The organism is Flavobacterium sp., assembly GCF_029945805.1.
In the GTDB taxonomy this organism is placed as follows: Bacteria; Bacteroidota; Bacteroidia; order Flavobacteriales; family Flavobacteriaceae; genus Flavobacterium.
Genome location: NZ_JAQSDH010000002.1, coordinates 1 through 12394 on the forward strand (window position 1 = coordinate 1; position 12394 = coordinate 12394).

Here is a 12394-nt window from a genome sequence, read left to right on the forward strand (position 1 = left end):
TTCATTTAAAGAAGCCATCTTTTTGGCTTCTTTTTTATCGGACAACAATGAATTTTTTTATAGTTGATAAAGAGCTTGGCTGCCATAGTCAAGCTTTTTTTTGTTCGACAAAATAAATTTTTATCGGCTAGTACTATAAAAAACTAGGTAAATAATAAAATGTATTATTTGACTAAAACAACTTATAAGTGAATAGTTGGTATAATTTAAAAGTGATAATTTCAAAACCTAACGCATTCTTTTATAAGTGATTTTATTCACTTTACTTTTCAAATCTTTGGATGGCTTATAATTTATTTTAGCACCTTTGATATTCGATTTTCCTATAGCGTCTGCAGTTGCTGCAGGTGTACCTAATAAATTGAGCTGAAAAGTACCTAAACTTTCTAATCTAACAATTTTTCCATCAGATAATGCTTCACCAATAACCTGGCTCAATGCCATAATTACACCATAGCAATCGGGACGGCTAATAGTACATCTACTAGAAATAATCTTGGCCAAATTATCAAGGTTTACTTCGCCTTTACTAACAGCGCAGGGGTAATAATTAACTTCTGGAGGAGACACCAAACTGTTCTTCTTGGGAATCATTTTAAATTGTACAGACATATAAATAAGGTTGTAAGCGTTATATTTTTTAATAGTCATTACAAATATATAAAAAGATATACATCTTTTAAGTAAAAGAAGTACATGTTTATGTTAAAAGTCCTATATCTTTTTATAATAAGCAGTACATCTTTTATTAAAAAGTTCATTACAAATGTAAAAAAATATCAAGATGAATAAAAATTATTAAACTGATAAGTTGATTTTATGACACATACCTTTATTTTTTTTTACAAATTAAGATAAGCATCTAAAGAAAAGAATAGGATGTAAACTAAATTAATTAAATTTGAAAATTCAATCATAAGTTTATGTTCAATTCAAGGAATACTTTAAATGCTTTTACACTATCTGAATTAAAAAGTCAGATAGCTATAAAATTATGTTTTCCAATAAGAAGTAAATCTGATTGTGGAAAGTTAAGCGAAATCCTTGTAAAAGATGGCTATGGGAGTATATCTGTAACAACAATATATAGATTATTCGTAAATTTTAACGGTATTATTCCTTACCAAAACACATTAGACACATTAGCAAAATTCATTGGATTTCCTTGCTGGTCAGATTTTGTTGAAAACATAGAAATCAATAACCCTAAATATTCTATTAGTCCTCAAATTGAAATTTCTAATAGTTTGTTGTTTCATTGCATTGAAAACGAAGCAAATAAACCATTAAATGCATTTTTTGAAAGTATTGAAGATAGCGAATACAAATTCAAATCTAAAGTAGCTTTAGAAGTATATGATAGTTTATTGAAAGTTAAAAAACCTGAAGTATTCTTCTCAAATTTCCATACTAATAAATTTGTAAAACAATTTGTTTTAGAAGATGCTTTTGATCCTGGATTTAGAATTAAAAACTATGATTATGCCTATAAACTCTATTGTAAAAACACTACTGTTGACAATTCAATGGAGTATATTCAAGACTATGTATTTTCGCAATCCGTTTTGTTTAGACATTATTTTTTAAATGGAAATCACGAAGAAGCATTTACTATTGGAACTAAAATATACTCCCAAACTACAATAACTGACTCCGATTTAGATGCTATTTATATATTTCCAAATATTCGTTTTAGAGCTTACAAAATTTGGTATTATCAATTAATAGGAAAATCAAAAAAAAGTATTGAAAATTATGTGATAGAACTAATAGATTATTGTAATTATAGTTACAATTCTCTTGACAGTTATGAAAAAAAAATACTTTTTCACTGCATAGCAGAAGTATTTTGTTTTTCAAATATTAACAACAAGTATCATTTAATTCTTAAAACTATTTTTAATGAAGAATTTTCAACCCTTCCCAATTATCTTTTTGAAAAACCACTCAAAAAATCACTTACCTACTTTGAACCAAACGGCCTAGTTCATTACCGTCCTTTATATTAAAGTTGAACCAAGTTGAACCTTAATTGTACTATTAAATTTTGGATTTTTACTAAAATTTTTAATTAGTAATTTATTCAATCTTTCAAAATCATGAAAAGCACACCTGTTTTAGCACTTCTTCTATTTGTTATATTCCTTTCAAGCTGCGGGAAGGTTACTAATAATGACGAATTAAACTATGTTGCAAATATTAAATCAGAAGAAATTTCAGTATTAAATAAAATTATTATTAATGAAAAAATAACTGAATTTATACCTACAAACTTAAAAGATGATCAAGCGCTTTGTAATTATTTAATCAGTTCAGACGTATCCTTTGGCGAATTAAATTTAAAAATGTTTAAGTTATTAGATGATGTTGCCGCCTTTAAAAAAGAAGAAGATGAGGTTCATAAAACAGACAACTCTAATCCTTTATCTGTAGGTAAAGGTGCTCTAAATTTAGGGAAAATGCTTGCTAAAGGGGTATGGTCAGGCGGGAGGACATTGATGTCATCTGGTTTTCTGTTCGATTATAAAGAAGATTACAATAAATTTAAAGAAACATATAATAAATCTAAATTAGATAGTTTGAAATATGTAATGCATTATATATCAATTAAAAATATGTTTGAAGACGAATTTAACTTGAAGCAAACCGAATTGATAAAGACGGGCAATAGTGTATGGAGTATAAATCTTCTTCCAGAAAATATTACAGCTAAGGTTAATTTTGAAGAAAGCTTAGCACTTTATAAAAAACTAAAAACAGAAAGTAATCGAATAATTAAAGTGCTGCTTTTTAACAAAATGATTAAAAATGATTACACAGAACAACTTGATATTCAAGTAAAAGATTTAAAATATTTTTGGAATTCAGATCAAGAGATTTATGAAAACAACTTTACCTTATTTGAGCATTATTTTAAATTACTATCAGATTTAAAATCAAAAATTTTACAGTTAAAAAAAGATATTGAAAAATCTAAAAATCATTTTAATGATGAAATTTTATCAAATTTAAATAGGCAATTGGAAATTTATAATAAAGAGGTGATTCAAAACATTAATGATCTAAATATTAATGAAAGAATCCCATCCACTGAAAGAGAAATTAACAAAAAGATAAAAGAAAATAGCGTTATTTATTTTGAATAAAACATAAAAAAGTTGAACCAAGTTGAACCAAAATCCGAATATCCAAATTTATATTTTTTTTACAAATTAAATTTATAAAAGTATGTCAGATATCAAAATTAGCGGTAAAATTAAATTAAAAACCTTTCAATCAGAATTTTGCGAAAAATTCCCTTATTTAGTTCCTACTCTAGTAAATAAAGAAGGTACTAGACTAAACAATGACTATACCATTGCAAAATGTAATACTTTAGTTAATGGTGAATATTCTCCAATTAAAGTGGATGATTTATCTATTAATGGTAATTTACAAGTTGGCACTTTAGAAAAACGTTTTATGGAATGTTTTGGAATACCTTGTCAAGTTATTTACAGAAAAAATGGGAAAAATCTTCAAACGGGTGCAAAATATGATGGAATGACTATTACTGAAGCGAATAGAGTTTTAGAATCAGAAGACGCTGAAAAAGTAGTTTTATCAGAAATAACTTTTTATCTGTAAATCTTGAAATAATTCATTATCAGCATTTGCCTAAAGCAAATGCTTTTTTTATACACTATTATTATGGCATTAACTCAAAATGAAAAAGATCAAATAACTCGTTATAAAATTCAAATAGAAAGTTACAGAAAAGAGTTAGATAATTTAAAAAAAGTAAAAAAACAAAAATCAGAATATTGGTCAAATTTGGTTAAAAACACAAAAGACGCTAATGCTAAAAGGAGTCACAGACAATCAAAATTGAGCTGGATGAATTCTATGGATAAAAGCATTGAATCCAAAAAACAACAAATTGATAGAATCAAGGAAAATATTACGAAAATAAAAAAGTAATTTACCAATGAAATACAGCTCTTTTTTAAAACGCAATAAACAAGAAGTTCAAAAAGGAATTATATTAGTTACAGGAAAACACATGAACAGGACTGCTCTTGGAATTGTAGATGCACTCTTAACCTTATATCCTCAAGTGTCTTTTGAAGAACTTAAGGAAATGTTGCCAGATACAATAAATCCATCGGCGCCTAAAAATTACAAGTCATTATTTGCTCCTTACAATCCTAATAGAAAATATGGTGTTGTACAACCAGGAACTATCAAAGAAGAATGTATTCAGAATGGTTTAGATTGTAATGCCTCTCATTTTACAGCTGAAAATGAAACTTTTAAAACTAAAGATGGCATTGAAGTTTTAGTTAGCAAAAGCTGGGAAAGTAATGATACGTTGACTGGAGAAAACGACTTGCAAAATTTAATAAATCATGTAAAACAATACGGAATAGTGGTTAATTCTTTCGAACCAAAAACGGAACCGTTTAAAAAAGGAAGTTACCAAATACACATATTAAACAATGAATTATTTAATAAGATTACTGCACAAAAGTCAAAAAATAATAGTTGGTTAATTGTAGGTGCTGTTTTCATTATCTTAGTTTTAGGAGTTGTAATTTTTAAATTCTTAAATTCCTAATAAACATCAAATTTTTCAATAAGAATTAATTAAATCCTATTACATTTAAGTACAATGAATCTAAATAAAAAATCAAACATTATAGACAAACCACGTAAAGCCGGAGCAGACGATTTATTGGGTGTAGATGACTACATGAAAGCCTTAATACAGTTTATAGAAACTTGCAATATGCCCACAACTATAGCTGTTCAAGGAGAATGGGGAAGCGGAAAAACATCTATGCTCAATCAAATAAGATATCAACTATGTGAAACTGGTGTTACTAAAGAATTAGATAATGAATTGCCTTACTATGGGGTTTGGATCAATACTTGGCAGTATTCTATAATGAAAACTCGCGAAGAAACCTTACTATCTATTATTGGCGGTTTAACTAATGAAATTTCTAAAATTATAAAACGAAAACACGAAACCCAGTCTCAAGCAGTTTTGAGTAAAGTTTCTAGTCTTTTTGGTAAAATAGCCAAAGCTGGAGCTAAAGCAGCTGTATCACAAATAGGATTAGAAGGCGATTTTGTAGATTCAGTATTAAATGGTACCGATGAAACTGTTGATTTGTTAAGTTTTAAAAATTCATTGCAAGAGGCGATAAATAATTGTTTAGAATTAGACAGAGCGCAAGGCAATAATAATAGGGGTTTTATATTTTTTATTGATGATTTAGATAGAATTGACCCTCCAGTTGCAGTAGAAATACTAGAATTGATAAAAAACATTTTTGAAGTTGACAACTGTATTTTTGTATTAGCTATTGACTACGAGGTTGTAGTAAAAGGATTGATTCCAAAATTTGGTCCTTTAACAGATAAAAACGAAAGAGAATTTCGTTCGTTTTTTGATAAAATCATCCAATTGCCTTTCTCAATGCCTGTAGCAATGTATGATGTAAACCATTTTTTAATTCAGTCATTGGAAGATGTTGGTTATATCAATGATGCGTTTAAGGAAAATGAATCCATGCAAGATCGACTGGTTGACTTTGCAATGTTGTCTGTTGGCAACAATCCAAGATCGTTAAAAAGACTTATCAATACGCTCTCTTTGCTCAATATTATTGGTAATCAAAAAAACAGTGGCCACAAAGAAACGCATGAATTGGTCGTTAATTTTGGATTGGTTTGTATTCAAATTGCTTATCCTAAAATTTATCAAGCACTTCTTGAAGAACCCGACTATAAGTCGTGGAATGAAAAAACTGGTAAAAAAATGAATTTGAGTGAATTGTCTGAATCGCAATCACTAGCGCTTAAAGACACTTCTGAATTTGATGAAGAATGGGAAATAGTATTGTATAGAATTTGTCAAAAAGACCTTTACCTATCGATGCGCGCGTTCCAAGTATCGTTGTTATTGAATTATATGAGTGAGCTAATTCCCGAAAATTTAGACTTTGGAGATGAAATTGCTAAAATATTAGGTACTAGTTCGGTAACAAGTGTAAGTTTAGATTATATTCCTAAACAAACTAAAAAAGGCGAAAAAGTACGATTTGAAGGATGGCAAGGTTTTGAGCAAATTTTAAAAGACAACAATAACATAAAAGCATTTATTCCCGAATTAAAATCAATTCATGATTATTTTGAATCGGAATATAAAGACTTAGTTCAATTTAATTATACGCCAAATTTTTTAACAATAGCTTGTAAAAATCCTAAATCGAGATCAAGAACATTTGTTTTTATTCGATTAAAAAAAGACTCTGTTTTATTTGAATATTCTGGAAAATCAGAAAAAATAAGTTCGTTATTAGATTTCAGTTCTATTGTAAAAGATGAATTAAAAAACAGATTCAACGAATTATCAATTAAACAACTCAATTAATCATGTACGGATTCAAAGGAAAGTATGGCGTTTCATTTTCGTTAAATCGACTACTCGGTATTAGCGGTATTAAAAATAGTATTGCAAGAAAAACAGGGATACCTACTACAAGAGGAGGAATTGAGAGAAAAATTGGTAGAAAAATAATAGATACTATTTTTGGTAAATGAAAAGGAATCGAGTTTGGTTATTGGCTAGTTTATTTTTGTTATCGTTAACTTACTGTCCAATTATTAATGCTCAATTAGTTAATATTGAAAGTCAAAGAATACAAAAAGACAGTTTAAGATTTGTATTAATTGCAGATCTTACATATAATTCGCAAAAAAATAATGACGAAAGTTTAACTTTTTTTAGTATTGCTGCAACTACTCAATTGAAATCAAAGTCTTTAAAAAAATTATATCTCTTGTTAGTTAGTTCTGACTATGCAATTGCAAATGGTCAAAAACTAAGTAATTCTGGCTTGTTTCACTTTAGATATAACCACAGAATAAATAAATATTTAAAATTAGAAGCATTCACTCAAATGCAATATAACCAAATACAAGATTTAAAATCAAGAACTTTAATAGGTGCAGGACCGCGATTAAAAATTTTAGGGGAAAAGTCAGCAAAGCTATATTTTGGTTCATTATACATGTTCGAATACGAAAAAACATTAGACAACAGTATTACAAAATTTGATTTTCACAGAATTTCTTCCTATTTCTCAGTTTCATTGGATTTGCCAAAAAAAGTAGGTGAATTGGTATCTGTTACCTACTATCAACCAAGATTGGATTTGTTTACTGATTTTAGAATATCGAATCAATCTAGTCTGAATTTAAATTTAACTTCAAAAATTGTATTCAGTAATAATGTTAATTTAATGTATGATGCCGTTCCACCGAATGGTGTTACAAGGTTTAATATTAATTACTGCAGTGGAATTAAATTTATTTTTTAAATCTAAACTTCCTAATAAAAAAAATGAAGACAAAAGATAAAGATTACTCCATAAAGATTGCATTTTTATATTTAATATGCTCCTTTTTTTTGGGACTACTATTTAGCATTCTTGCTTTAAGAGCTAAGAAAAGAGGTAAAGTATATTTTTGGTGGCTTTTATTATCATTACTATCCATTAGTTTTTTTGGTTATATTTCTTGTCTTTTTTATGTTTATTCAAGTCCCATTTATGAAAAAGAATATTACTATTTGGGTTTAAGCACCATAATTTCTAATGTAATTGCTTTATTAATTTTAACAATCACGATACTCTTAAGAACAAATACCACTAAAACATGAAATCTATATTAACCAAAAATAGAATTAAAAGAACTGATGACAAAGAGAAAAATGATGCTCAAATACAGAGAGAATTAGACAATTACGGTGTAAAACTTATAAAAATAATTGGGGTTGTTGGTGTAGTAATTGGAGTAGCAATTCTTGCCTTTTTCTGGAGTTTTTTGATAAATAAACTTTTTAAACTTTAAAAAAATGAATTTATTAGGGCATCATAGGGATGCAATAACAGCACTATTAATAAACAATATTATTAATTTTAAAGAGAAAGAAGAGTTACTAAAATACTATGAGTTACTAGAAAATTACACTTCAGATGAAGACCATCAAAAAAAATGGCACACGGAAAAGATTAATTTAAAAGACATTTTTCTTAATTTGCATGTGGTTCAAAAAAGTAAAAATGCCGGTATTGATTTACCTGTTTTATTACAAAATAATAGCGCAACAAAAACCATAATGGTTTGTGGTATGGATCCCAGAAGTGATCAAGCAGAGGATACTAAAGTAGTTTTCTGGGCTCCATTCAGCATAATAAAAAAACCAGAGCAGTACATTAAAAGTGATAAGTCTAATTTAGCTTTTTTCGATGTTCTTACAAAAAGCTACAATTTATATGTTACCGATATTTATAAATTGTTTTTTAGGTATAATGGAAAAGTAAGTAATACAATTAGAGAATATACAGAACTAAAAGTTCATGCTGAGGTATTATTAGAAGAAATTAAAATAATTAAACCCGAATTTATTGTCACGCTAGGAAATGCCTCAAAGGATGCATTAAATACTATACTTTCTAAACACGATAACAGTATTTTAAACACAATAAATATTGATGGAGCTACGCTAATTAATTGTAATATAGAACATCATTTTAAGGTTATAAATCTTCCACATATTAGTGGATTAGCAATAGCCGCAAAGAAAAGATTACTTGATGGAAAAGAATTAATTGGAAAATCTTCCAATGAAAAGTTAGGGAATTTTGTTTGTAATATTGTATCTAAATTATAGTTTTTGTATTTTTAAATGAAAAAACTTCCCATTTTTTATTAAATACCGTAATGACAAAACAAGTGTATCATTTAGATGTTTATTCTTTAAGTGAATTAAAAGAACAATTAATAAAAAAAAGGTTTCAGAATTACTTCCAAGTCAGAATGTGCCAATCATGAATTCGTTAGAAAGCAGTTTTTCGAGCATTGTTTTGATCCATCATTTAGGATTCCACAGTATGCTCATGGTCTTGAATATTATTTAAATGAGGTTAAATTCGATTATGATATAAAATATTTAAAGGATTTTATTTTTGCAAAATCAGTCTTGTTTAGGCATTATTATTTAAAAAAAGACTTTGAAAAAGCTATTGCTCTTGGAAAAGAAATTTATGAGATAAAAACTATAAGTGAAAAGGATATCAGTAAAGTTCATCTCTTTCCTAGAATTAGATTCATTGCATACAAACTTTGGTATTTGAGTTTGTGTAACGGAAAAGATATGGCTCTTAACAATTATATTGAGGAAATCCTTTCTTATTCTTTAGCGATACATGATGCTTTGAATTTGAATGATAAGAGAATAGTATTCTATACTATTGGTGAAGTGTTTACCTCATTGGGAGTTTCTTCAAAATTTCAAAATCAGTTAAAGGAATTGTATTATAACGAGTTTACTTATTTGCCAGCTCAAGTTATTAGTAAACCGCTAAAATTAATGTTGCCTTATATAGAACCCAACGGTTTACTGCAACAAAGGCCTTTAGTGATTTAGTTTATTATACAATAAATTATATCTGATATTCAAACTTGAATTTTATTAACCCCTTACTATTTCAAAAATCGAATATGTGGAAATTGCTCTTTTAATCTGAAAATCTTAGTGTTAAGACTATTTAAAAACTTTTGATGCGCCTCAGAATTGGGATTAAACGGACGATGTGCCAACGCTTTTTGGATACTTGAAACTTCCTCTATTGTAGCATGATGCTCTTCCGAAATATAATTTTCAAGAAAACGCAACCAGATATAATCGATAGTCGTTTGGCTTGGATGCAACATATCATCTGCATAGAAACGATAATCACGGAGTTCGTCCATTAGGATTTCGTAGGAAGGAAAGTAATTGACAATTGACAATTGATAATTGATAATTTTATGCATTGCCGAAATTAAGTGCGCCTTGCTGTGCTGATTTTCTACAAAACCATCTTTAATGTGACGCACTGGTGAAATCGTGAAAATAAAAGCACAATTTGGATTTATTTTTTGGATTAAATCAATAGTATTTTGAATCGATTTTTCAATGGTTGCAACCGATAAAATCTCTTTTACAAATTGACTTTGCGGCACTTTATGACAATTGGCTACAATTTTTTGGGATGCCTTATTTCGATAAATCCAAGAAGTTCCGTAGGTAAGTATGAAGTGCGTGGATTCGGTAATTTGGTTATTTGTTGATTCGAGAAGTTCGTTAAGCGAATTCAAAAACGCTTCTTTATTTGGATTACTTAATTCTGAATGCACCTCGAAGCAATGCCACAAATCATTGTAAAAGAAGATGTCATTTTCGGTAAACATTTCTTGATTCACTACTCTAGCAATCAGCCTTTCGATTGAAACCGGATTGAAGAGTATCCCAAACGGATTCACCACATTCTGAAACTTGAAATAATCGAACTTTTCACCCATATTCTCAGCGAAACAAGAACCTAATGACACTATCTTAGATTGATAGCTTATTGGATGCTGCGATTTTTCGATTGTAATTTTGGTCGTAAAGTTCATTTTCAGATTTTAAAATTCAAAAGTACGGAAAATGATTTTGAAACGAATTTCGACTATCGAATTATAAACGAATACAATCCAAACCTTTCCCTGTTGGCTAATTATTTTCTACTTTTAGCATTCCAAAAAAAAAACTTCATGAAACTATTATATGCTTACCTCAAAAAACACAAAATGCTGTTGTTTTTTGCGCTCTTAATGGCGGCTGTAAACATTTGCTTCAGCTTGTCCGACTCTATAATTACCGGTAAATTACTGCAAGATTGTGGAGTTGGCATTGCAAAATACAAAGGAAACGAAATGGCGTTTATCAAATCGCTTTCGTTTTGGCTCGGATTATCATTGGGCGCTGCAATGATTTCTCGAATTACTAAAAACTTTCAGGATTATTTTACCAATATCGTTATCCAAAGAACCGGTGCCGAAATGTACACCGACGGGATCAAAAAATCATTGGATTTGCCTTATGAAGAATTTGAAGACCAACGCAGCGGTGAGACTTTAAGCAAATTAACCAAAGTGCGAATCGATTCGGAAAAGCTAATTACCCTTTCGATTTCGTTGATATTCCAAACCGTAATCGGGTTCATTTTTGTTATCGTTTACGTTTCGCGCATTGATTACAGAATCTCAATCATCTTCCTGCTTACAGCGCCAATTATTGCTGTGATTAGTTCCTATTTAGGTAAAAAGATTAAAGTTGTTTCCCGAAAAATTGTAACCCAAACCAATTCGTTAGCCGGTTCAACAACTGAAAGTTTGCGAAATATTGAATTGGTAAAAAGTTTAGGATTGACCTATCAAGAAGAAAAGCGTTTGAACTTAAATACCTTAAAAATCCTTCAACTCGAATTACAAAAAATCCGTTTCATCCGAAGTTTGAGTTTTATTCAAGGAACAACGGTTCACTTTTTACGAACTTCTGTTGTATTTACACTGTATTATTTCTTATTCGGTGACAAAATTATTGTTGGTGATTTACTGACTATGGTTTTCTTTACGTTCTTTATTTTCGGTCCATTACAAGAATTGGGTTCGTATATTATTGCCTTAAACGAAACAAAAGTTTCTATGGAAAACTTCCAAGAATTACTGAATGCCCCAAAAGAATACCGTCCGAAAAATGCCAAAAATGTGGGTGCTATTCAATCGTTACATTTTTCAGATGTGAGTTTCAAACACAAATCGGCCAAGCACAATGCGGTTGAAAATATTACGTTTAATATAAAACAAGGTGAAACCGTCGCGTTTGTTGGTCCATCCGGAGCGGGTAAAACGACTTTGGTGAAACTTTTGGTTGGATTGTATCCGCCAGCAAAAGGGCATGTGAAGTACAACGAAATTGATTCCACAGAAATTGATTTACTCGATTTAAGAAAACAACTCGGTTTCGTAACGCAAGATGCACAGCTGTTCTCAGGAACCATTCGGGAGAATTTATTATTTGTAAAACCATCTGCTACTGACGAGGAATTGATTGAAGTGTTGCACAAAGCCAGTTGCGATAGATTATTGGAACGTGCCGAGGACGGATTAAATTCAACCATTGGCGAAGGCGGAATCAAAGTTTCGGGTGGCGAAAAACAACGATTGTCCATTGCACGTGCGATTTTACGAAATCCGAACTTATTGATATTTGACGAAGCAACCTCAGCATTAGATTCGATTACGGAAGAAGAAATCAATGCGACCATCCGAAACATATCCGATAAAAACAGAATTACCGTTTTAATTGCCCACCGATTATCAACGGTAATGCACGCAGATAAGATTTTTGTTTTAGAACAAGGAAAGATTATCGAACAAGGCAGACACGAAGGGTTATTAGATGAAAAAGGTTTGTATTACGCGATGTGGCGTCAGCAGATTGGTGAACGCAAAAAAGAATAAAAACAAAAAA

General features: G+C 29.6%; 14 protein-coding genes. 12 read left to right on the forward strand and 2 right to left on the reverse strand.

Annotation, left to right across the window (positions count from 1 at the left end):
• Positions 1–228: 228 nt before the first annotated feature.
• Positions 229–612 carry an HU family DNA-binding protein gene (locus tag PSU83_RS00455; protein ID WP_300585502.1) on the reverse strand — a complete coding sequence of 128 codons (384 nt, stop codon included), beginning with the start codon at positions 610–612 and terminating at the stop codon, positions 229–231.
• A gap of 311 nt (positions 613–923) precedes the next feature.
• On the opposite strand from PSU83_RS00455, the gene PSU83_RS00460 reads away from it, so the two are divergent.
• The 11 genes from PSU83_RS00460 to PSU83_RS00510 all read left to right on the forward strand — a co-directional run bounded on the left by PSU83_RS00460 (position 924) and on the right by PSU83_RS00510 (position 9481).
• Complete coding sequence (locus tag PSU83_RS00460; RefSeq protein WP_300585504.1) at positions 924–2009, forward strand: hypothetical protein; 1086 nt, start codon at positions 924–926, stop codon at positions 2007–2009.
• A 90-nt stretch (positions 2010–2099) separates the two neighbouring features.
• Positions 2100–3146 (forward strand): hypothetical protein, encoded by a 1047-nt coding sequence (locus PSU83_RS00465; protein ID WP_300585506.1) that lies wholly within the window; start codon positions 2100–2102, stop codon positions 3144–3146.
• Positions 3147–3228: 82 nt separating this feature from the next.
• On the forward strand, positions 3229–3627 hold the full coding sequence (locus PSU83_RS00470) for a hypothetical protein (protein ID WP_300585508.1): 399 nt from the start codon (positions 3229–3231) through the stop codon (positions 3625–3627).
• A 63-nt stretch (positions 3628–3690) separates the two neighbouring features.
• Positions 3691–3960, forward strand: a complete 270-nt coding sequence (locus PSU83_RS00475; protein ID WP_300585510.1) for a hypothetical protein — start codon at positions 3691–3693, stop codon at positions 3958–3960.
• A gap of 7 nt (positions 3961–3967) precedes the next feature.
• Positions 3968–4597, forward strand: coding sequence for a hypothetical protein (locus PSU83_RS00480; protein WP_300585512.1), 630 nt, complete (start codon positions 3968–3970; stop codon positions 4595–4597).
• 54 nt (positions 4598–4651) lie between these two features.
• Positions 4652–6421: a P-loop NTPase fold protein gene (locus PSU83_RS00485; RefSeq protein ID WP_300585514.1), complete on the forward strand. Its 1770-nt coding sequence runs from the start codon at positions 4652–4654 to the stop codon at positions 6419–6421.
• A gap of 2 nt (positions 6422–6423) precedes the next feature.
• Positions 6424–6591, forward strand: coding sequence for a hypothetical protein (locus PSU83_RS00490; protein ID WP_300585516.1), 168 nt, complete (start codon positions 6424–6426; stop codon positions 6589–6591).
• A 20-nt stretch (positions 6592–6611) separates the two neighbouring features.
• Entirely contained in the window at positions 6612–7370 is a 759-nt protein-coding gene (locus PSU83_RS00495; protein WP_300585519.1) for a DUF481 domain-containing protein, read from the forward strand.
• 337 nt (positions 7371–7707) lie between these two features.
• Positions 7708–7902 carry a hypothetical protein gene (locus PSU83_RS00500; RefSeq protein WP_300585522.1) on the forward strand — a complete coding sequence of 65 codons (195 nt, stop codon included), beginning with the start codon at positions 7708–7710 and terminating at the stop codon, positions 7900–7902.
• Positions 7903–7906: 4 nt separating this feature from the next.
• Positions 7907–8725 carry a uracil-DNA glycosylase family protein gene (locus PSU83_RS00505; RefSeq protein ID WP_300585524.1) on the forward strand — a complete coding sequence of 273 codons (819 nt, stop codon included), beginning with the start codon at positions 7907–7909 and terminating at the stop codon, positions 8723–8725.
• A 309-nt stretch (positions 8726–9034) separates the two neighbouring features.
• Complete coding sequence (locus tag PSU83_RS00510) at positions 9035–9481, forward strand: hypothetical protein (protein WP_300585526.1); 447 nt, start codon at positions 9035–9037, stop codon at positions 9479–9481.
• Positions 9482–9537: 56 nt separating this feature from the next.
• Here PSU83_RS00510 and PSU83_RS00515 read toward each other — a convergent pair whose 3' ends face one another.
• A complete protein-coding gene (locus PSU83_RS00515) occupies positions 9538–10494 on the reverse strand; it encodes a GSCFA domain-containing protein (protein ID WP_300585528.1) in 957 nt (318 codons plus the stop codon).
• 138 nt (positions 10495–10632) lie between these two features.
• On the opposite strand from PSU83_RS00515, the gene PSU83_RS00520 reads away from it, so the two are divergent.
• Positions 10633–12384 carry an ABC transporter ATP-binding protein gene (locus PSU83_RS00520; protein ID WP_300585530.1) on the forward strand — a complete coding sequence of 584 codons (1752 nt, stop codon included), beginning with the start codon at positions 10633–10635 and terminating at the stop codon, positions 12382–12384.
• Positions 12385–12394 lie beyond the last annotated feature (10 nt).

Bases quoted from the DNA above. Each gene is read 5' to 3' on its own strand.
- PSU83_RS00490 (WP_300585516.1), top strand. From the start codon at position 6,424: ATGTACGGATTCAAAGGAAAGTATGGCGTTTCATTTTCGTTAAATCGA.
- PSU83_RS00505 (WP_300585524.1), top strand. From the start codon at position 7,907: ATGAATTTATTAGGGCATCATAGGGATGCAATAACAGCACTATTAATA.
- PSU83_RS00465 (WP_300585506.1), top strand. From the start codon at position 2,100: ATGAAAAGCACACCTGTTTTAGCACTTCTTCTATTTGTTATATTCCTT.
- PSU83_RS00520 (WP_300585530.1), top strand. From the start codon at position 10,633: ATGAAACTATTATATGCTTACCTCAAAAAACACAAAATGCTGTTGTTT.
- PSU83_RS00515 (WP_300585528.1), bottom strand. From the start codon at position 10,494: ATGAACTTTACGACCAAAATTACAATCGAAAAATCGCAGCATCCAATA.
- PSU83_RS00470 (WP_300585508.1), top strand. From the start codon at position 3,229: ATGTCAGATATCAAAATTAGCGGTAAAATTAAATTAAAAACCTTTCAA.
- PSU83_RS00480 (WP_300585512.1), top strand. From the start codon at position 3,968: ATGAAATACAGCTCTTTTTTAAAACGCAATAAACAAGAAGTTCAAAAA.
- PSU83_RS00485 (WP_300585514.1), top strand. From the start codon at position 4,652: ATGAATCTAAATAAAAAATCAAACATTATAGACAAACCACGTAAAGCC.
- PSU83_RS00500 (WP_300585522.1), top strand. From the start codon at position 7,708: ATGAAATCTATATTAACCAAAAATAGAATTAAAAGAACTGATGACAAA.
- PSU83_RS00460 (WP_300585504.1), top strand. From the start codon at position 924: ATGTTCAATTCAAGGAATACTTTAAATGCTTTTACACTATCTGAATTA.
- PSU83_RS00455 (WP_300585502.1), bottom strand. From the start codon at position 612: ATGTCTGTACAATTTAAAATGATTCCCAAGAAGAACAGTTTGGTGTCT.
- PSU83_RS00475 (WP_300585510.1), top strand. From the start codon at position 3,691: ATGGCATTAACTCAAAATGAAAAAGATCAAATAACTCGTTATAAAATT.